We start from the raw sequence: 19598 nt of genomic DNA, 5'->3' as shown, positions 1-19598 counted from the left end.
TGTCGGGGTGGGCCGGACGGGCGCCTTCGCGCGGGCCGGCTGGGCTGGTGGCGGGGGCCGAGCGACGCCTTGTGCCGGCCGAAACGGCTGGTGGGACGGGTGATGCCCTAGTCGCTGGTGATGCCGGCGCGGGCCGATGTTGCGTGTGACGTGGGTTACCAGGTCACGCCCCCGTCACAACGTGGCCAGGACTTGGTAAAAGCACCTACAGCCTATTGACCAGTGAGCAGGAATACGTGAGCGTTCCTCTCACGGCGGCGGCTTAACCCGTCCGCTGGTTCTATGCGTCCACACCGGCGACCACCATCGCCGGCACGGGGACGCAGTTACCCACGTTCGCGACAACCGATCGGTTGCCCGCGCTGCGGGGGCCGGTCCGATCCGGCGGCGCTGCCGCGGTTCGGCCTAGGCGCCGTGGCCGGTGGCCGGGGAAAGGACCGACGCTCCATGGTCGTTGGACCCGGCACGCAGGTTCCGATCGCTGCGGACCCCGCTGAGGGTGCCAAGGCGATCGAGGGCCGCTCGCTCGGCCGCATCGCCTGGAACCGGCTCAAGCGCGACCGCGTCGCCATGGGCGGCGGGTACGTCGTTATCTTCCTGATCCTGGTGGCGATCTTCGCGCCGTGGATCGTCGATCTTCTCGGTTCGCCGCCGAACGAGTTCCACCAGAAGCTGATCGACACGAGCACGCTGGCGCCTTACGGCGGCACCGGTATCAGCGCCGACCATCTCTTCGGGGTCGAGCCGCAGAACGGCCGCGACATCTTCAGCCGGATCGTCTACGGCGCCCGCATCTCGCTGCTGATCGCGTTCCTCGCGACGCTGGTCTCCGTCGTCATCGGCTCGACGCTCGGCGTCATCGCCGGCTACTTCGGCGGCTGGGTGGACGCGCTGATCAGCCGGGCCATGGACGTCTTCCTGGCGTTCCCGCTGCTGGTCTTCTCGATCGCGCTGGCGGGCGTCATCCCGGACACGGCGTTCGGCCTCACCGGCGACTCGTTGCGCATCGCCCTGCTGATCTTCATCATCGGCTTCTTCAGCTGGCCGTACATCGGGCGCATCGTCCGGGGCCAGACACTGTCGCTTCGGGAGCGGGAGTTCGTCGACGCGGCCCGCAGCCTGGGTGCGCGCAGCCCGTACATCATCTTCAAGGAGATGATGCCGAACCTGATCGGGCCGATCCTCGTCTACGCCACGCTGCTGATCCCGACGAACATCCTGTTCGAGGCCGCGCTGTCATTCCTCGGCGTCGGCATCCGGGCGCCAACGGCGAGCTGGGGCGGCATGTTGGCGGGTGCCGCGCAGTTCTACACGATCTGGCATTTCATGTTCTTCCCGGGCATAGCGATCTTCATTACCGTGCTCTCCTTCAACCTTTTCGGTGACGGCCTGCGCGATGCGCTCGACCCGAAGGGCAAGCGCTGAGATGCGCTTCGTGACTTTCACTCCAGCTGCGCGGTCCGGACCCGGACCGTTCCACCAGGGAGGTTGCTACAAGTGATCCGAAAGTCAAAGGTGCTGGTGGCCGGTACGGCCGCGCTTGCACTGTCGTTGTCCGCCGCCGCATGTGGTGGTAGCGACGACACCAATGGTTCGACCAGCTCGAGCAAGGCCGAGTTCAACGCGGCCATGACCAAGGTGTTCAACCCTTCCGAGAAGAAGGGCGGCACCATCAAGCTCGCCAACTCCGGCGACTGGGACACCGTCGACCCCGGTGAGACCTACTACGGCTACTCGTGGAACTTCCTCCGCCTGTACGGCCGTGGTCTGCTCATGTTCAAGCCCGTCCCGGGTGCGGAAGGCAACACGGTCACCCCCGACCTCGCCGAGGGCCTGGGTGTGCCGTCGGACGGCGGCAAGACCTGGACGTACAAGATCCGCAAGGGCGTCAAGTTCGAGGACGGCGCGGAGGTCAAGGCCGCCGACGTCAAGTACGCGGTTCTGCGCTCCATCGACAAGGAGACGTTCCCGAACGGCCCGGCCTACTTCGAGGGGTTCCTGAACCTCCCGGAGGGCTACAAGGGTCCGTACAAGTCGAAGGGTGTGAACACCGACTCGGCGATCACCACCCCGGATGACAGCACCATCGTCTTCCACCTGAAGTCGGCGTTCGGCGGCTTCGACTACCTGGCGGCGCTTCCGCAGACCGTTCCGGTCCCGGCGGCCAAGGACACCGGTGCCAAGTACAAGGAGCACGTGGTCTCGTCCGGGCCGTACATGTTCGACCAGAACAACCTGGGCAAGAACTTCTCGCTCAAGCGCAACCCGAACTGGGACCAGACGACCGACCCGAACCGTAAGGCGCTGCCGGACGGCTACGAGGTCTCGCTGAACGTCAACGCGGACGACATCGACAACCGTCTGCTCTCCGGCGACCTCGACCTCGACGTCGTGGGCACCGGCGTGCAGCCGGCGGCCCTCGGACGCGTCGTCGGTGACCCGGCGCTCAAGGCGCAGACCGACAACCCGGTCCTCGCCCGGCTCTGGTACACCTCGATCAACCCGACCGTGGCGCCGCTGGACAACATCGAGTGCCGCAAGGCCGTCGAGTTCGCCGCGGACAAGACCGGCTACCAGACCGCTTACGGCGGCCCGCTGGCCGGTGGCGACATCGCCACGACGATCCTGCCCCCGATGATCCCGGGCTACGAGAAGTTCGACCTCTACCCGGCCGGCGCCGACAACACCGGTGACGTGGAGAAGGCCAAGGCCGCTCTCGCCGCCTGTGGCCAGCCGAACGGCTTCGAGACGAACATGGGTTACCGCGCCGAGCGGCCCAAGGAGAAGGCGACCGCCGAGTCGCTGCAGCAGTCGCTGGCCCGGGTCGGCATCAAGCTCACGCTGAAGCCGTTCCCGCAGGGTGACTACTTCTCGCAGTACGCCGGCAACCCGCCGTACGTGAAGGCCAACAAGCTCGGCCTGGTCACCAACGGCTGGGGTGCGGACTGGAACGACGGCTTCGGCTTCCTGTCGCAGATCGTGGACAGCCGGGTCATCCGGGAGACCGGTGGCTCGTCCAACACCAGCGTCCGGATCCCGCAGGTGGACCAGATGCTGGACGCGGCGGTCGCCGAGACCGACACGGCCAAGCGCGACGCGCAGTGGGGCCCGATCGACAAGCGCGTCATGGAAGAGGCGGTGATCCTGCCGGGCGTCTACGCGAAGAGCCTGATGATCCGGCCGAAGCGTCTCTCCAACGTCTTCGTCAGCGAGGCGTACAGCATGTACGACTACCTGTCGCTCGGCGTCGCGTAAACCTCTCCGCCACTTCTCCATCAGCTAGGTAGGTGAAGGCAGCAGGCGGCCGGCCCGGGGCGACCCGGGCCGGCCGCTACAGCCGGGCTCCGTGATCACATACATCATCAGGCGTCTCTTTGCGGCCGTCGTGCTGCTCTTCATCGTCAGCGCCGCCACGTTCGCGATCTTCTACCTGGTTCCGCGCCTGGTGGGGTCGACCCCGGAGACGCTGGCCACCCGGTACGTCGGGCGGGCAGCGACTCCGGAGACGGTCAACCTCATCGCGCACAAGCTGGGCTTCTACGACCCGCTGTGGCTGCAGTACGGCCGCTGGGTCAAGGGCATCTTCCTCGGCTCCGAGTACGACTACGGCTCCGGCGTGGAGCACTGCCCCGCGCCCTGCTTCGGCTACTCCTTCATCACCAAGCAGCCGGTGTGGCCGGACCTGCTCGACCGGCTGCCGGTGACGCTGTCGCTCGCGGTCGGCGCGTCGTTCCTCTGGCTGCTGTTCGGGCTCTCCACCGGCGTCGTGTCCGCGCTGCGCCGCGGCTCGCTGCTGGACCGCGCCGCGATGACCTTCTCGCTCGCCGGCGTCTCCCTCCCCATCTTCTTCACCGGCATGATCAGCCTGCTGGTGTTCAGCTACAAGCTCGGCTGGACGGCGCCGGGCGGCACCTACACGCCGTTCACCGAGAGCCCGATCGACTGGGCGTACGCCCTGTTGCTGCCCTGGCTGGTGCTGGCGCTGCAGTTCTCGGCCCAGTACGCGCGACTGACGCGCGCCGGCATGCTCGACACCATGGGCGAGGACTACATCCGTACCGCCCGGGCCAAGGGCCTGCGGGAACGTGACGTGAACATCAAGCACGGCCTGCGTGCCACGCTCACCCCCATCCTGACCATCTTCGGCCTGGACTTCGGTCTGCTGCTCGGCGGCGCCGTCCTGACCGAGCAGGTGTTCTCCCTGCCCGGCCTCGGCAAGTACGCGGTCGACGCGATCAACAACAACGACCTGCCGAAGGTGCTCGGCGTGACCCTCATGGCGGCGTTCTTCGTCGTCATCGCCAACCTGATCGTCGACCTGTTCTACGCGGTCGTCGACCCGAGAGTGAGGGTGGGCTGATGTCCGGCGGACAGCCATTCCTCGAGGTCAAAGACCTCAAGATCCACTTCCCGACCGAAGACGGCCTGGTACGCAGCGTCGACGGGCTGAACTTCTCCCTGGAACGCGGCCGCACGCTGGGCATCGTCGGGGAGTCGGGCTCCGGCAAGTCGGTCACCAGCCTGGGCATCATGGGCATCTACAACAAGCGCAACGCCCAGGTCTCGGGCGAGATCTGGCTGGACGGCGAGGAGATCGTCAGCGCCGGCGCGGAGACCGTCCGCAAGCTGCGTGGCAACAAGCTCGCGATGATCTTCCAGGACCCGCTGTCCGCGATGCACCCGTACTACACGGTCGGTAAGCAGATCGTCGAGGCGTACCAGGTGCACCACAACGTGTCCAAGAAGGTCGCCCGCAAGCACACGGTGGACATGCTGGGCCGGGTCGGCATCCCGCAGCCGGACCGCCGGGTCGACGACTACCCGCACCAGTTCTCCGGCGGCATGCGCCAGCGCGCGATGATCGCCATGGCGCTGGTCAACGACCCGCAGCTGCTGATCGCCGACGAGCCGACCACCGCGCTCGACGTGACAGTGCAGGCGCAGATCCTGGACCTGATGCACGATCTGCAGGCGGAGTTCAACTCGGCGCTGATCGTCATCACCCACGACCTCGGCGTCGTCGCCGAGCTCGCCGACGACGTGCTGGTCATGTACGGCGGCAGGTGCATCGAGTTCGCCGAGGCCACCACGATCTTCGACCGCCCCGAGCACCCGTACACCTGGGGTCTGCTCGGGTCCATGCCGCGCATGGACCGCCCCAACCTGGACCGGCTCGTGCCCATCCCGGGTCTGCCGCCGTCGCTGATCAACCTGCCTACCGGCTGCGCGTTCAATCCTCGTTGTGCCTATGAGGATCGGACGGCGGGCCTGGGCACCACGGTTCAGCCGGAGCTGAACCGGGCCGGCGGCAGCAAGCACCTGGTGCGCTGCCACCTGCCGACGGAAGAGCGCCAGCGGATCTGGCTGCAAGAGATCAAGCCGAAGCTGGAGGCGTGATGAGCGAGCGAGGCGACGCCCTGCTGAAGGTGAAGGGGCTGGAGAAGCACTTCCCGATCACCAAGGGCCTGCTGCAGCGCAAGGTCGGCGCCGTGCGCGCGGTCGACGGCATCGACTTCGAGGTGTACCGGGGCGAGACGCTCGGCCTGGTCGGCGAGTCCGGTTGCGGCAAGTCGACCACCGGCCGGCTGCTGACCCGGCTGCTCGAGCCGACCGCCGGCTCGATCGAGCTGGACGGCCGCGACATCGCGCACCTGCGGCAGGGGCAGCTTCGGCCGCTGCGCCGCGACATGCAGATGATCTTCCAGGACCCGTTCTCGTCGCTGAACCCGCGGCACACCGTCGGCTCGATCGTCGGCGCGCCGCTGCGGATCCAGGGCGTCAAGACCGAGCACGGCGTGAAGCGGGCCGTGCAGGACCTGCTGAAGCTGGTCGGGCTCAGCCCCGAGCACTACAACCGGTACCCGCACGAGTTCTCCGGCGGTCAGCGCCAGCGCATCGGCATCGCCCGCACCCTGGCGCTGCGGCCCAAGCTGATCATCGCCGACGAGCCGGTCTCCGCGCTGGACGTGTCGATCCAGGCGCAGGTGGTCAACCTGCTCGACGACCTGCAGGACGAGTTCGGCCTGACCTACGTGTTCATCGCGCACGACCTGTCCGTGGTGCGGCACATCTCCGACCGGGTCGCGGTCATGTACCTCGGCAAGGTGGTGGAGATCGCCGACCGGGAGTCGCTGTACAAGAACCCGCGGCACCCGTACACGGTGGCCCTGCTCTCCGCGGTGCCGGTGCCCGACCCGCGCCGGCGCGACCGCACCCAGCGCGAGCGGGTGCTGTTGACCGGCGACGTGCCGAGCCCGATCAACCCGCCGTCCGGCTGCCGGTTCCGCACCCGCTGCTGGAAGGCGCAGGACATCTGCGCGACCGAGGAGCCGCCGCTGGTGGCCCGCCTCGACGACCCGGCGTCGCACCAGACCGCCTGCCACTTCCCGATCGCCGAGGACGAGACCGTGGCGGGACGCGCTCCCGCCAAGACCTCGGCCTGAGGCGGCGGGTCAGCCCTCGGGGCGGTTCAGGATGCCGACCGCGATGGCGTGGACGGCGTCCAGGTCGGCCGGGTCCTTGAGGGTCGCCGTCGCGCCCGTGACGGCGTACCACTCGTCGGCGTCGCGGTACTGGACGCTGACCTTGGCCTGATCGCCGGAGAGTTCGGTCCGCAGGGTCAGGTCGCCGGTGATGACGCCGACCTCGTCGGTCATCACCCCGCCCTGACCTGCGGTGATGTCGGTTGATTTGGTCATGCGCATCTCTCCAGCATGTCGGTCAGCGCGGACTTCTCGGCGGTGGTCACGGTGAGCTTCCACTTGGCCTTCACCGTGATCCAGTCCTGTGCGTACACGCACCAGGCGTCGGTCCGCTCGGGCTTCCAGGTCGACGGGTCCTGGTCGCCCTTTGCCCGGTTCGAGGACGCCGAAACCGCCAGCAGCTGCGGGTCGTCGAGATCGTTTGCGAAGTCCTCGCGCTCCTGCGTGGTCCAGGCGGCGGCGCCCGAACGCCAGGCGTTGGCCAGCGGGACCATGTGGTCGATGTCGACCTTGCTCGGGTCGGCGATCCGGTCGCCGTCGTACACGCTGACCCAGGTGCCGGCGACGACGTTGCAGCCGGAGAATTTGACCTTGGTGCCGTCGCGCTTGAGCACGGTGTCGCGGACGTCGCAGTTGCTGCCGGCGCTGCGCCAGTGCGGGAACTTCTCCCGGCTGTATCCGCGCATCGAGCCGGCCTTGGCGACCTTCAGCTTGTCGAGCAGCGCCCCGGAGTCCCCGGCGTCGCCGGTGTCACGGGTCGAGGCGCCGCCGGGCGCGGAGCCGCCCGGGTCGACGGTGACCTCGCAGGCCGTGGCGGTGGTCAGGATGAGCAGGGCGGCGGCGGCGCGAATGATCCACTGAGGAGCGGGGTGAGGGGGCACCCCTCAAGCGTATGCGCGGCGCGCCCGCTTCGCGCGGCTCGTCATCCGTGCCGGATACGTTCCGCGCGCCGCCCGGGCTGACCCGGACGGCGCGCGGACATCGATCAGCGCGCGGTTCAGCGTGCCCGGTTCACCGCGCTCGTCACGGCCTTGATCGAAGCGGTGACGATGTTCGCGTCGAGCCCGACGCCCCAGACGGTACGGCCGTTGACCTCGCACTCCACGTACGCGGCGGCCTGCGCGTCACCGCCGGAGGAGAGCGCGTGCTCGGCGTAGTCGAGCACCCGGACCTGGATCGCCAGCGGCTGCAGCGCCTGCACGTACGCGTCGATCGGGCCGTTGCCGACGCCGACGATGGGCCGCCGGGTGCCGCGGTGCCGGACCTCCGCGTCGATCTCGACCTTGCCGTCGACGGTGGCCGTCGAGTAGTCCTCGAAGTCGAGGATGCCGAACTGCTGGTGCGAGACCAGGTATTCGCCGGCGAAGATGTCCCACATCGCCTCGGGGCCGACCTCGCCGCCCTCGGCCTCGGTGAAGTGCTGCACCACGCCGGAGAACTCGATCTGCAGCCGCCGCGGCAGGTCGAACTTGTGCTCCTCCTTCATGATGTAAGCCACGCCGCCCTTGCCGGACTGCGAGTTGACCCGGATGACGGCCTCGTAGCTGCGCCCGACGTCCTTGGGGTCGATCGGCAGGTACGGCACGCCCCAGGTGAACGCGTCCACCTCGACGCCGGCCTCGCCCGCGTCGGCGTGCAGGGCGGTGAAGCCCTTCTTGATCGCGTCCTGGTGCGAGCCGGAGAACGCGGTGTAGACCAGGTCGCCGACGTACGGGTGCCGCTCGTGCACGGGCAGCTGGTTGCAGTACTCGACCGCGCGCTTGATCTCGTCGATGTCCGAGAAGTCGATCATCGGGTCGATGCCCTGGGAGAAGAGGTTCAGCCCCAGCGTGACCAGGTCGACGTTGCCGGTGCGCTCGCCGTTGCCGAACAGGCAGCCCTCGACGCGGTCGGCGCCGGCCAGCACGCCGAGCTCGGCGGCGGCGACGGCGGTGCCCCGGTCGTTGTGCGGGTGCAGGCTCAGGATGATGCTCTCGCGGCGCGGCAGGTGGCGGTGCATCCACTCGATGGAGTCCGCGTACACGTTGGGGGTGGCCATCTCGACGGTGGCCGGCAGGTTGATGATCAGCGGGCGGTCCGGCGTCGGGTCGATCACGTCGATCACCGCCGAGCAGATCTCCAGCGCGTACTCCAGCTCGGTGCCCGTGTAGGACTCGGGGGAGTACTCGTAGAAGATCTCGGTGTCCGGGGTGTGGATCTCCGCGTACTTCTGGCAGAGCCGGGCGCCGGTGGTGGCGATGTCGGTGATGCCGTCCTTCTCCAGGCCGAACACCACCCGGCGCTGCAGCGTCGAGGTCGAGTTGTAGAAGTGCACGATGGCGCGCTTGGCGCCGCGGATCGACTCGAAGGTGCGGTCGATCAGGTGCTCGCGGCACTGCACCAGGACCTGGATGGTGACGTCGTCCGGGATCAGGTCCTGCTCGATGAGCTGGCGGACGAAGTCGAAGTCGGTCTGGCTGGCGGCCGGGAAGCCGACCTCGATCTCCTTGTAGCCCATCGCGACCAGCAGGTTGAACATGCGGCGCTTGCGCTCGGGGGACATCGGGTCGATCAGGGCCTGGTTGCCGTCGCGCAGGTCGACGGCGCACCAGCGCGGCGCGGTCTCGATGCGCCGGCCCGGCCACTGCCGGTCGGGCAGGTCGACGGCGAACTGTTTCTGGTACGGCTGGTAGCGCTCGAACGGCATCCGGCTGGGACGCTGGCGCGCGATGGGATCGGCAGTTACGTCGGAAGACATGTGCTGGCTCCTGTGAAGTGGTCAGTTCGAGGACCGACCGGCGCGCGTCAACTCCGCGACGAGGTGCCGGCCTGTGATGGGGCCTCGTCGCGGCAGCGAAGAAGAAGCGCGTGCCACATGTCGAACGTCACCCTACGTGATCAACCCGGATCCTGTTAACCCTACGCCCGGATCGTGGGAACCGCAGGGTCAGCGGGCCGGGATCACGCGGACGGGGCCGGCACGGACGGCGTCGACGGATCGACGGTCACCGGCGGGGGCGGGGGCGCCGTCATGCCCATCGGCTCGCCGGCGGTCACCGGGCCGGGCAGGTCGATCGTCGGCGGCGGTGCGGCCGCCGGGCTGGAGATCGTCAGCCGGCCGAAATTGACCCGGGCCGCGGTGAGCAGGCCGTCGGCGGCGTAGCAGTAGATGCCGACGTCGACGGGGGCGGAGAGCGACGTGGAGATCGTGTCGACCGAATAGCAGCTGCCGGACGAGCCCTTGAGCGGCGCGGCGGCGGTCACGGACAGGGCGGACTGGCGGTCGGTGAAGACCGGCAGCCACTGCCGGAACACCCGTTCGATCTTCGGGTCGTACTTCTTCGGTACGCGCTTGCCCTTGTCGGCGACCCGCACGCAGGACGGGGCGATCGGGTTGGCCGCCGACGCGAGCGCGCACTGGAAGACGCCGGCCGCGGTCTGCACGATCGATACGTCCGCCGTCCCGCCGAGCGCGCCGGACGGGATGTCCACCCGCCAGCTGCCGTCGACGGCCACCGTCGCCAGCACCGTGCGGGGCGCCTGGCCCTGCACCTCGAGGGTGTACAGCGCCGCGAAGCGGTGGTCCTCGGCGGCCGCGGCCCGCGCGGCGAGCTCGATCCGGGCGTCCTCGGCCGGCGGCGGCCCGGACGACGGCGGCGCGGCGGGCGGCTCCGGCACGGGCGCCGAACCCTCGCAGGCGGCCGCGCCGGCGGTCAGCAGGGCGGCGACCAGCGCGGGGAGGACACGCGTGGCGTTGCGGGAGCGCATCGAGACATTCTCGCCTCTCGACCCTCGGACCGGTCGTTGCGGGCAGTCGAACCCTTTCCCGGCGTGTCGCGGCACTCACCGGGCCGGAATCTGGGATCGCATGTCGGCGGGCGGGACGGCCGCCGCTAGTCTGGGGGCTCGATTGACCTGACCGGCGCCGCCTGGCCTGAACTGGATCTACAGGCCGGGCGGCGTCGGCACGTGTGGGTGGAAGGGAGCCGGCTGCCGTGGCCCTGATGGTGCAGAAGTACGGCGGTTCGTCCGTCGGCGATGCCGAGCGCATCAAGCGGGTGGCGGAGCGGATCGTGGCCGCGCGCAAGGCGGGGCACGACGTGGTCGTCGTGGTGTCGGCCATGGGCGACACCACCGACAACCTGCTGGACCTGGCCAACCAGGTGAGCCCGCTGCCGCCCGGCCGTGAGCTGGACATGCTGCTGACCGCCGGCGAGCGCATCTCGATGGCGCTGCTGGCGATGGCGATTCACAACCTCGGCTACGAGGCCCGCTCCTACACGGGCTCGCAGGCCGGCGTGCTGACCACGTCCGTGCACGGGCGGGCGCGGATCATCGACGTGACGCCGGGCCGGCTGCGTACCGCGCTGGACGAGGGCGCGATCGCGATCGTCGCCGGCTTCCAGGGCGTCTCCCAGGACACCAAGGACATCACCACGCTGGGCCGCGGCGGCTCCGACACCACCGCGGTCGCGCTGGCGGCCGCGCTGCACGCCGACGTGTGTGAGATCTACACCGACGTCGACGGCGTCTTCACCGCCGATCCGCGCATCGTCTCGAACGCCCGGCACATCAGCCAGATCACCTACGAGGAGATGCTGGAGCTGGCCGCGGGCGGGGCGAAGGTGCTGATGTTGCGATGCGTGGAGTACGCGCGCCGGTTCAAGGTGCCGATCCACGTACGCTCTTCGTACTCGAACAAGCAGGGCACGCTGGTCACCGGATCGATGGAGGACGCGGGAGTGGAACAAGCGCTGATCACCGGGGTCGCCCACGACCGCAGCGAGGCGAAGATCACGATCGTCGGCGTGCCGGACGAGCCCGGCGCGGCCGGCCGGATCTTCGAGACGGTCGCCCAGGCCGAGATCAACATCGACATGATCGTCCAGAACGTGTCGACCGAGGGCACCGGGCGCACCGACATCTCGTTCACGCTGCCGAAGGCCGACGGCCCCACCGCGATGGCCGCGCTCGACAAGATCAAGGAGCAGACCCGCTTCAAGGGGCTGCTCTTCGACGACCACGTCGGCAAGGTCTCGCTGATCGGTGCCGGCATGCGCTCGCACCCGGGCGTCGCCGCGTCGTTCTTCGCCTGCATCGGCGAGGCCGGCGTCAACATCGAGATGATCTCGACCTCGGAGATCCGGGTGTCCGTCGTCTGCCGCGACAGCGACCTCGACACCGCGGTCCGCGCCGTGCACGACACCTTCGAGCTGGGCGGCTCGGAGACGGCCGTCGTCTACGCCGGCACCGGCCGGTAAGCGGCGGATGACGCAGCCCACGCTCGCCGTCGTCGGGGCCACCGGCTCCGTCGGCACGGTCATGCGTGAGCTGCTCAGCTCGCGCCGCAACGTCTGGGGCGAGATCCGGCTGATCGCGTCCGCGCGGTCGGCCGGCAAGGTGCTGTCCTGCCGGGGCGAGGAGCTGGTCGTCCAGGAGCTGACCGCGGACTCCTTCGACGGCGTCGACGTGGCCATGTTCGACGTGCCCGACGACGTGTCGCGGGCCTGGGCGCCGGTCGCGGTCGAGCGCGGGGTCACGGTCGTGGACAACTCGTCGGCCTTCCGGATGGATCCCGACGTCCCGCTGGTCGTGCCCGAGGTCAACCAGGACGCGCTGGGTCGCCGCCCGCGCGGCATCGTCTCCAACGCCAACTGCACGACGATGGCCATGATCATGGCCATCGCGCCGCTGCACCGCGAGTACGGCCTGCGCGAGCTGGTCCTGGCGTCCTACCAGGCGGTCTCGGGCGCCGGGCAGATCGGCGTGGACACCCTGCACGACCAGCTCAGCAAGGTGGCCGGCGACCGGCTGCTCGGCTCGCGCCCGGGCAACGTGCGGCAGGCGATCGGCGACGATCTCGGACCCTTCACCGCGCCGCTGGCGCTGAACGTGGTCCCGTGGTCCGGCGACCTCGCCGCGGACGGCTGGTCGTCGGAGGAGCTGAAGCTCCGCAACGAGTCCCGCAAGATCCTCCGGCTGCCCGACCTCAAGGTCTCGGCGACCTGCGTACGGGTGCCCGTGGTGACCGGCCACTCGATCGCGGTGCACGCCGTCTTCGGCTCGGAGCTGGACGCGGAGGGCGCCCGCCAGGTGCTGCGCAACGCCCCCGGCGTGATCCTCGTCGACGACCCGGAGGCGGGCGAGTACCCGATGCCGATCGACGCGGTCGGCACGGACCCGTCCTGGGTCGGCCGGATCCGCCGGGCGATGGACGACCCGCGCGCGCTGGATCTCTTCATCACGGGCGACAACATGCGCAAGGGCGCGGCGCTGAACACGGTGCAGATCGCGGAGTTGCTCGCCGCGGAGTTCGCCAAGTCGTCCTCCTGATCCCCGCTCGGGTCGATCGGCGGAGTCGCGCCAGAATATTTTCTGAAGTTTCTTAACAGATATTGACTCGCGGCCCGGGTATCTAGTTGAGTCAATGCGAATCCCCGTACCACTCGCACCGGTGCGTCCCCCCACGTACGGAAGGTGAGCCATGTCCAAAAAACGGCTCCTGTCGATCGCGGCTACCCTCGGCGTCGCCGTGGTCGGTGCCGCCGCGGCCCTGCTGCCCATGACGGCGTCGAACGCGGCCGAGGCCTGCGTCGGCGCGTACAACAGCTCCGCGGTCTACACCGGCGGCATGCGCGCCTCCTACAACAGCCACAACTGGACCGCCAAGTGGTGGACCCAGGGCGAGACGCCAAGCACCGGCGGCTCCGGCGTCTGGGCCGACAACGGTTCCTGCGGCGGCGGCACCACGCCACCGCCCGGCACGTCCTGCAACTACCCGAACTGGGCGGCGGGCCAGTACTACGCGGCCGGCTCGATCGTCAGGTACACGAACGGCAACTACTACCGGGCCAAGTACGAGAACCCGGGCTACGACCCGGTCATCAGCACCTGGTACTGGGAGGTCTACAACTGCAGCGGCGGCGGTACCACCCCGCCGCCCGGCGGCGGCGGATCGGGCGGCTTCCCGGTCAGCGAGGCCCAGTTCAACCAGATGTTCCCGAACCGGATCGGGTTCTACTCGTACGCCGGCCTGATCGACGCGATCAAGAAGTACCCGGCGTTCACCACCACCGGCAGCGACACGGTGAAGAAGCAGGAGGCCGCGGCCTTCCTGGCGAACGTCAACCACGAGTCCGGCGGGCTGGTCTACGTCGAGGAGATCAACCAGGCGAACTGGCCGCTCTACTGCGACCGCTCGCAGCCGTACGGCTGCCCGGCCGGTCAGTCCGCGTACCACGGGCGCGGGCCGATCCAGCTGAGCTGGAACTTCAACTACAAGGCGGCCGGCGACGCGCTCGGCATCGACCTGCTGAACAACCCGGACCGGGTCAAGAACGAGTCATCGGTGGCGTACCAGACCGCCGTCTGGTACTGGATGACCCAGCGCGGCCCGGGCACGATGACCCCGCACGACGCCATGGTCAACGGCCGTGGCTTCGGCGAGACGATCCGCAGCATCAACGGCTCGCTGGAGTGCAACGGCGGCAACCCCGCGCAGGTGCAGAGCCGCGTTGACGCGTACAACCGGTTCGCGGGCATTCTGGGAGTGAGCCCCGGCGGCAACCTCTACTGCTGAGCAGATCCCGGAAACACGGAGGGTGCGGCCGGTTCGGCCGTACCCTCCGCGCTCTTTCTAAAGGGCGAGTTGCGGACGGGCCGGGACCCCGACGACGGCCGGGCTGACCGATCGGGCGGGCGGCTGCTGCGGTACGGGGCTGGGCACCAGCATCGACTCGAGCGCCGGCGCGATCGACCGGCGCTCGTTGAACTGGATCAGGCGTGCCGCGCGGGCCAGCGAGCCGGTCTCGCCATCGCGAAAGCCCTCGCGATAACCCTTTTCGTAGCGTTCACCGCGTCCGAGGGCGCGTCCGAGGGCGAAGCAGGACGACCCGGCGAGGGCCAGTAGGAATAGCAGGGCGAAGGGTGTCACGGCGAGCCTCTCAGCGTATTTCGGTCTATAGCCCGCAAAATAGCTGAAATGGCTCCGGCCCCAGGCAACCCAACTAATCAATGACGCGTACGAGTGACCCCGTTGTCAGGCAGCGGGTGTTATCGGTTTGTCTGTCAGGATTCCGGGCATATCCACGGGGTCGACCGGCCGGCACAGGTGATGCCCCTGCCCGTACGAGCAGCCCAGGCGACGCAGCGCGGCGAGCTGTTCTGGGCTCTCGATGCCCTCGGCGACGACCCGCAGCCCGAGGATGTGCCCGAGGTCGACGATCGTGCGCACCAGCGCCAGATCCTCGGTCGTCGACTCCACCCGGTCGACGAACGCGCGGTCGATCTTCAATTCGTTGACCGGCAGTTCCCGCAGGTAGGCCAGCGACGAATAGCCGGTGCCGAAGTCGTCGATGGAGAGCTGTACGCCCATCTCCCGCAGGCTCGCCAGCGACGCCATCGCCGCCTCGGAGTCGTTCATCAGCACCGACTCGGTCAGCTCGAGGGTCACCGCGCTCGCCGGCATGCCGGCCACGGCCAGCGCCCGGGTCACGTTCGTGGCGAACTGCCGGTGCCGGAGCTGATGGCCCGAGACGTTCACGTTGAGCGTCAGATCGGGGTTGATCCGGCGCCAGGCCGCGACCTGGTTCGCGCTCGACTCCAGCACCCACTGGCCGATCTCCGCGATCAGGCCGGACTCCTCCGCGATCGGGATGAAGTCGGTCGGCAGCACCAGGCCGCGGGTCGGGCTGTGCCAGCGTACGAGCGCCTCCACGCCGGCGATCTCGCCCGTGTCCAGGCGGACCAGGGGCTGGTACTGGAGGCGGAACTGGTCCTCGTGCATCGCGTACTGCAGGTCGCCGTGCAGGCTCAGGTAGTCGAGCGCCTCGGTGTGCATGTGCGGCTCGTAGACCACGACCCGTCCGGTGCCCGCCTTCTTGGCGCGGTACATGGCCAGGTCGGCCTTGTTCAGCAGGCTCTTGGAGTCCGCGGACGGCTCCCGGCTGGCCGCGACGCCCACGCTCGCGCCGATGAAGACGTCCCGCCCCGAGATCCGGAACGGTTCCTTGATCGCGGCGATCACCCGCTCGCCGATCGCGGTGGCCGACTCGACGGGCGAATCGTGCAGCAGCACCGCGAACTCGTCGCCGCCGAGCCGGGCGGTGGTGTCGCTGGCCCGGACGCAGCCCTTGATCCGGTCGGCCACCGAGGCCAGCAGCTCGTCGCCGGCCTCGTGGCCGAGGCTGTCGTTGACCGCCTTGAACCGGTCCAGGTCGATGAAGAGCACGCTGGTCGGCTCGGTCGGCTCGCCCCGCGCCGCCAGCACCCGGTTGGAGATCTTCAGGAACAGGCCGCGATTCGGCAGGCCGGTCACCGAGTCGTGGTGCGCCTCGCGGACCGCCTCGACCGTACGGGCATCGGTCAGCGCGAGGCTGACCTGCTGCGCGAACGCGGCCAGCAAGTCACGCAACTCGCGGGAGGCCTCGGGGGCGCTGGGCAGCCGGGCGACAAGGCTGCCGGACATCTCCCCGGTGACCCGCACCGGGGCGGCGAGAACCGTGCCCCGCTCCGGATGGCCGGGAACCGCCGCGCGCATGATCACGTTGGAGGTCGACATCGCGACGCGGGCCTCGGTCTGCGGGCCCTCGGGGTCGATGAAGTCGTGGTCACCGGCGCCGGAGGTCGACGCGACGGTCAGCCGGCGGTCCCGGCCCGCCTCGGCCAGGATCAGCGCGACCGGTACGCCGCCGAGCAGCAGCCCGGTGCCGGCCGTGACGGCGTCCAGAATCTCCGGCAGCGACTTGCGGCTCGAGATCTCCCGCTGGATCGCCAGCAGCGACTCGACCAGCTGCCGCCGGGTCTGCGCCTGCTCCAGCAGCACCAGGCGGTCGGCGGCCTCCCGCTCGCGCTCCACCCGCACGGTCCGCTCGCCGCGCAGCACCCGGATGCTGCGCATGGCCAGGCCGAGCCCCTGCGCCAGGCCGTCGAGGATCTGGCGCTCCGGCTCGCCGAACGGGTCGCCCTCCCGGGCCATGATCAGCGCGCCGGCCAGGTCCGAGCCGAGGGCGCTGGACACGGCGTAGCGGTCACCGAGGCTCGGCACCGACAGCGTGCCGGGCGCGTCGGCCAGCGCCAGCAGGCCCTGCACCGGCGCCTCGGCGCCGAAACCCCGCTCGCCGCGCACCTCCTCGCCGAGGACGACCGCGCCGGCCTCGGCCGCGACCATCTCGACGGCGCGTTCGACCGCGACGGCGATCGCCGTGTCCTCGTCGGCCGACGCGGTGACGGCCGTGAAGTACTCGGTCAGCTGATGTGTCGACGAGGTAGGCATGTTCACACCGGGACCTGTGAGTCGTGACCGGCGCCGAACCCTCGTCCCGGGGCAGTCTGCATACCTCCCGATTCGGCAGTTCCGGGCGGGAACTGAGCCGGGCCCGGGCCGCCTTCGCCCGCCCGGACCGGGCCTGACAGGCTGTTGCCTTGTGACTGACTCTGACCTTGCGCGGCAGGTCCGCGACGTGAGCCGACTGACCGGCGAGTTCGTTCTGCGCTCCGGCCGGACCGCCACCGAGTATTTCGACAAGTACCAGTTCGAGTCCGACCCGGTGCTGCTGGACCGGCTCGCCGAGCAGATGGCGGCGCTCATCCCCGACGGCACCGAGGTGCTGGCCGGTCTCGAGATGGGCGGCATCGCGGTGGTGACGGCCCTGGGCAGGCACGCCAAGCTGCCGTGCGCGTTCGTGCGCAAGGAGGCGAAGAAGTACGGCACGGCCCGCCTGGCCGAGGGCGCGGAGGTGGCCGGCCGGCGGGTCCTGGTGGTCGAGGACGTGGTGACGTCCGGCGGCCAGGTGGTCATCTCCACCGGCGAGCTGCGCAAGCTCGGCGCCCATGTCGACCACGCGCTCTGCGTGATCGACCGCCAGGAGGGCGGCGCCGAGGCGCTGGCGGCCGACGGCATCACGCTGCGCGCACTGCTCACCCGGGCCGACCTGTCCTAGCGCGTACCTGGTCGAGGTAGCCGGGCCTCGTGGCCCGGCTACTCCCGGACCAGGAAGAGTACGAAGCGGGTGTCCGACTCCAGGTAGTAGACGTCGTCTCCGTCGTGCCCCAGGAGCCAGGTATCGCCGGCGTCGAGCTTGCCCTTCAGGTCGATCGGGATGATCGGCGAGGTGCTGACCGGCAGCCAGTCGTTGCTGTCGAGCAGGCGATCGAAGTCCGGTTGCGACAGCCGTGCCACACCCTGCTGCCACGGGGCGTCCGGCGACTCGCCAGGGCTGATGTCCTTGGTCTCCTCGTTGACCCAGTAGCCCTCCTCGACCACGCCGAGGTGGTCCATCCGCTCGATCCGCACGTTCTTTCCGCTGCGGACGATCTCCTGCTCCGGCGGGGTCGACGTGCAACCGACGAGGAACGCCGCGGCGAGCAACAGCGCCAGCGGCGCGGTTCTAATCATGCGGACACCGTATGAGTTCCCGATCGCCCCAGTCGACCCATAGCGAGATCGGTCGATGCGCTCCGGCCGGCTTGCTGCGACCATGAGGTTGCCGAGGAAGTCAGCCGGAGGGGGAACGGGATGGGCCATTCGGAGCACGAACACGTGAGCCGTCGCGCGCTGCTGGCCGGGGCGGGTGCCGTCGCGGGCGGCGTGCTGGGAGCCGGTGTGGACGGTCGCCCGGCCGCGGCCGGCGAGCCGGGGGCGGTGCGGATCGGCCCGGCCGACCGGCGATACGAAAGCCTGCTGCGGGGCAACAACTTCCGCTTCGCCGGCCGGCCCGACGAGATCCGCGTGGCCGGCTCGACCGATCAGGTCGTCCGCGCCGTGACCGAGGCGATGCGGGCCGGGCGGCGGGTCGCCGCGCGCAGCGGCGGCCACTGCTTCGAGAACTTCACCGCCGACCCCGCGGTACGCACGCTGCTTGATCTGTCCCCGATGGACGACGTCGGCTACGACCCGCGTATGCGCGCGTTCGTGGTGCAGCCCGGCGCCACGCTGGGGCGGGTCTACCGGACGCTGTTCAAGGGCTGGGGCGTGACGATCCCCGGTGGCGGCTGCCCGGCCGTCGGCGCCGGCGGGCACTTCGCCGGCGGCGGGTATGGTCCGCTTTCGCGCCGATACGGCTCGGTGGTCGACTACCTGCACGCCGTCGAGGTCGTGGTGGCCGACCGGAACACCGCCCGGGCGGTGATCGCCACCAGCGAGCCGGACGACCCCCACCACGACCTCTGGTGGGCACACACCGGCGGTGGCGGCGGCAACTTCGGCGTGGCTACTCGCTACTGGCTACGCACGCCGGGCGCCACCGGCGACCCGTCCCGGCTGCTGCCGCCCGCGCCGAAGAACATGCTCGAGTGCGCGGCCGCCTGGTCGTGGGAGGGCATGACCGAGGCGGCGTTCACCACGCTGGTGCGCAACTTCGGTACCTGGCACGAGCGCAACAGCGCGCCCGGCTCGCCGGGGACCGGGGTCTACGGGATCTTCCTTCTCATGCACCCCAGCACCGGCTACCTCACGCTGGTCGGGCAGATCGACGCCGACCTGCCCGGCGCCGACGACCTCGCGACCGAATTCCTGGCCGCGGTGGGCGCCGGTGCCGGCGTCGACCCGGCCTTCACCGGCCGGCAGACGGCGTCGTGGCTGCACAAGCTGACCTGGCCCGGCACCGGCGAGCCAGGCGACGCGAACAGCCGGCGTTACAAGATCAAAGCCGGCTACTTCCGCCGCGCGCCGACCGACCGGCAGCTCGCCGCCGTCTACCGCAACCTGACCGACCCCGCCGCCGGCCCGGGAGCCGGCGTGCTGCTGCTCGGGTACGGCGGGCAGGTCAACACGGTGCCGCCGGCCGCCACCGCGGTCGCCCAGCGCGACACGGTCATGAAGGCGATCTACCAGACGATCTGGGCCGACCAGGCCGACGACGCGGCGAACCTCGCCTGGGTACGCAGGTTCTACCGCGACGTCTACGCGGAGACCGGCGGCGTGCCGGTGCCCGGTGAGGTCAACGACGGCTCCTACATCAACTATCCGGACGTCGACCTGGCCGACCCGGCGTGGACCACCTCCGGGGTGCCGGCCAGCACCCTGTATTACAAGGACAACTATCCCCGCCTCCAGCGGATCAAGGCCCGCTGGGACCCGCGCGGCCTCTTCCGGCACGCTCTTTCCGTGGAGCCGGGTGATGTCTGAATATTTCACGC

Annotated in this window: 17 protein-coding genes; 10 read left to right on the top strand and 7 right to left on the bottom strand. The window is 69.6% G+C overall.

Annotation, left to right across the window (positions count from 1 at the left end; translation table 11 throughout):
• Positions 1 to 447: 447 nt before the first annotated feature.
• The 5 genes from ACIBSW_RS06335 to ACIBSW_RS06315 all read left to right on the top strand — a co-directional run bounded on the left by ACIBSW_RS06335 (position 448) and on the right by ACIBSW_RS06315 (position 6443).
• Positions 448 to 1425 carry an ABC transporter permease gene (locus ACIBSW_RS06335; protein WP_354718448.1) on the top strand — a complete coding sequence of 326 codons (978 nt, stop codon included), beginning with the start codon at positions 448 to 450 and terminating at the stop codon, positions 1423 to 1425.
• A 72-nt stretch (positions 1426 to 1497) separates the two neighbouring features.
• Entirely contained in the window at positions 1498 to 3255 is a 1758-nt protein-coding gene (locus tag ACIBSW_RS06330) for an ABC transporter substrate-binding protein (RefSeq protein ID WP_354718446.1), read from the top strand.
• Positions 3256 to 3346: 91 nt separating this feature from the next.
• Complete coding sequence (locus ACIBSW_RS06325; protein ID WP_404799233.1) at positions 3347 to 4360, top strand: ABC transporter permease; 1014 nt, start codon at positions 3347 to 3349, stop codon at positions 4358 to 4360.
• Positions 4360 to 5397 (top strand): ABC transporter ATP-binding protein, encoded by a 1038-nt coding sequence (locus ACIBSW_RS06320; protein ID WP_354728675.1) that lies wholly within the window; start codon positions 4360 to 4362, stop codon positions 5395 to 5397. Before ACIBSW_RS06325 ends, ACIBSW_RS06320 begins: the two co-directional genes overlap by 1 nt.
• Positions 5397 to 6443 carry a dipeptide ABC transporter ATP-binding protein gene (locus tag ACIBSW_RS06315; RefSeq protein ID WP_354728677.1) on the top strand — a complete coding sequence of 349 codons (1047 nt, stop codon included), beginning with the start codon at positions 5397 to 5399 and terminating at the stop codon, positions 6441 to 6443. Before ACIBSW_RS06320 ends, ACIBSW_RS06315 begins: the two co-directional genes overlap by 1 nt.
• Positions 6444 to 6452: 9 nt before the next feature.
• Here the strand turns inward: ACIBSW_RS06315 and ACIBSW_RS06310 are convergent, their stop codons facing one another.
• From ACIBSW_RS06310 to ACIBSW_RS06295, 4 genes are all read right to left on the bottom strand, one after another.
• The gene (locus ACIBSW_RS06310) at positions 6453 to 6698 is read right to left on the bottom strand and encodes a hypothetical protein (protein WP_404799232.1); all 246 of its coding nucleotides are present in this window, start codon (positions 6696 to 6698) and stop codon (positions 6453 to 6455) included.
• Positions 6695 to 7363: an HNH endonuclease family protein gene (locus ACIBSW_RS06305; protein ID WP_354728679.1), complete on the bottom strand. Its 669-nt coding sequence runs from the start codon at positions 7361 to 7363 to the stop codon at positions 6695 to 6697. Before ACIBSW_RS06305 ends, ACIBSW_RS06310 begins: the two co-directional genes overlap by 4 nt.
• 116 nt (positions 7364 to 7479) lie before the next feature.
• On the bottom strand, positions 7480 to 9219 hold the full coding sequence (gene leuA / locus ACIBSW_RS06300; RefSeq protein ID WP_354728681.1) for a 2-isopropylmalate synthase: 1740 nt from the start codon (positions 9217 to 9219) through the stop codon (positions 7480 to 7482).
• Positions 9220 to 9422: 203 nt separating this feature from the next.
• Complete coding sequence (locus ACIBSW_RS06295; protein WP_354728683.1) at positions 9423 to 10229, bottom strand: hypothetical protein; 807 nt, start codon at positions 10227 to 10229, stop codon at positions 9423 to 9425.
• Between the two features lie 227 nt (positions 10230 to 10456).
• Between ACIBSW_RS06295 and ACIBSW_RS06290 the strand changes: the two genes are divergently transcribed.
• The 3 genes from ACIBSW_RS06290 to ACIBSW_RS06280 all read left to right on the top strand — a co-directional run bounded on the left by ACIBSW_RS06290 (position 10457) and on the right by ACIBSW_RS06280 (position 14040).
• A complete protein-coding gene (locus tag ACIBSW_RS06290) occupies positions 10457 to 11722 on the top strand; it encodes an aspartate kinase (protein WP_184998508.1) in 1266 nt (421 codons plus the stop codon).
• Positions 11723 to 11729: 7 nt separating this feature from the next.
• A complete protein-coding gene (locus tag ACIBSW_RS06285; protein WP_354728685.1) occupies positions 11730 to 12794 on the top strand; it encodes an aspartate-semialdehyde dehydrogenase in 1065 nt (354 codons plus the stop codon).
• A gap of 151 nt (positions 12795 to 12945) precedes the next feature.
• The gene (locus ACIBSW_RS06280) at positions 12946 to 14040 is read left to right on the top strand and encodes a glycoside hydrolase family 19 protein (protein ID WP_354728687.1); all 1095 of its coding nucleotides are present in this window, start codon (positions 12946 to 12948) and stop codon (positions 14038 to 14040) included.
• Between the two features lie 57 nt (positions 14041 to 14097).
• On the opposite strand, the gene ACIBSW_RS06275 is transcribed toward ACIBSW_RS06280, so the two are convergent.
• Both ACIBSW_RS06275 and ACIBSW_RS06270 read right to left on the bottom strand, forming a co-directional pair.
• On the bottom strand, positions 14098 to 14394 hold the full coding sequence (locus tag ACIBSW_RS06275) for a hypothetical protein (RefSeq protein WP_354728689.1): 297 nt from the start codon (positions 14392 to 14394) through the stop codon (positions 14098 to 14100).
• Positions 14395 to 14499: 105 nt separating this feature from the next.
• Positions 14500 to 16734, bottom strand: coding sequence for an EAL domain-containing protein (locus ACIBSW_RS06270; protein ID WP_354728691.1), 2235 nt, complete (start codon positions 16732 to 16734; stop codon positions 14500 to 14502).
• A 151-nt stretch (positions 16735 to 16885) separates the two neighbouring features.
• Between ACIBSW_RS06270 and pyrE the strand changes: the two genes are divergently transcribed.
• Positions 16886 to 17401 carry an orotate phosphoribosyltransferase gene (gene pyrE / locus ACIBSW_RS06265; RefSeq protein WP_354728693.1) on the top strand — a complete coding sequence of 172 codons (516 nt, stop codon included), beginning with the start codon at positions 16886 to 16888 and terminating at the stop codon, positions 17399 to 17401.
• Positions 17402 to 17439: 38 nt separating this feature from the next.
• Here pyrE and ACIBSW_RS06260 read toward each other — a convergent pair whose 3' ends face one another.
• Complete coding sequence (locus ACIBSW_RS06260; RefSeq protein ID WP_354728695.1) at positions 17440 to 17856, bottom strand: hypothetical protein; 417 nt, start codon at positions 17854 to 17856, stop codon at positions 17440 to 17442.
• 144 nt (positions 17857 to 18000) lie between these two features.
• Here ACIBSW_RS06260 and ACIBSW_RS06255 point away from each other — a divergent pair, with 144 nt between their 5' ends.
• Positions 18001 to 19587, top strand: coding sequence for an FAD-binding protein (locus tag ACIBSW_RS06255; protein WP_354728697.1), 1587 nt, complete (start codon positions 18001 to 18003; stop codon positions 19585 to 19587).
• Positions 19588 to 19598 lie beyond the last annotated feature (11 nt).

Origin of the sequence: Actinoplanes sp. NPDC049668 (assembly GCF_044465445.1) — a bacterium.
In the GTDB taxonomy this organism is placed as follows: Bacteria; Actinomycetota; Actinomycetes; order Mycobacteriales; family Micromonosporaceae; genus Actinoplanes.
This window is presented reverse-complemented; position numbering and strand designations above follow the sequence as displayed.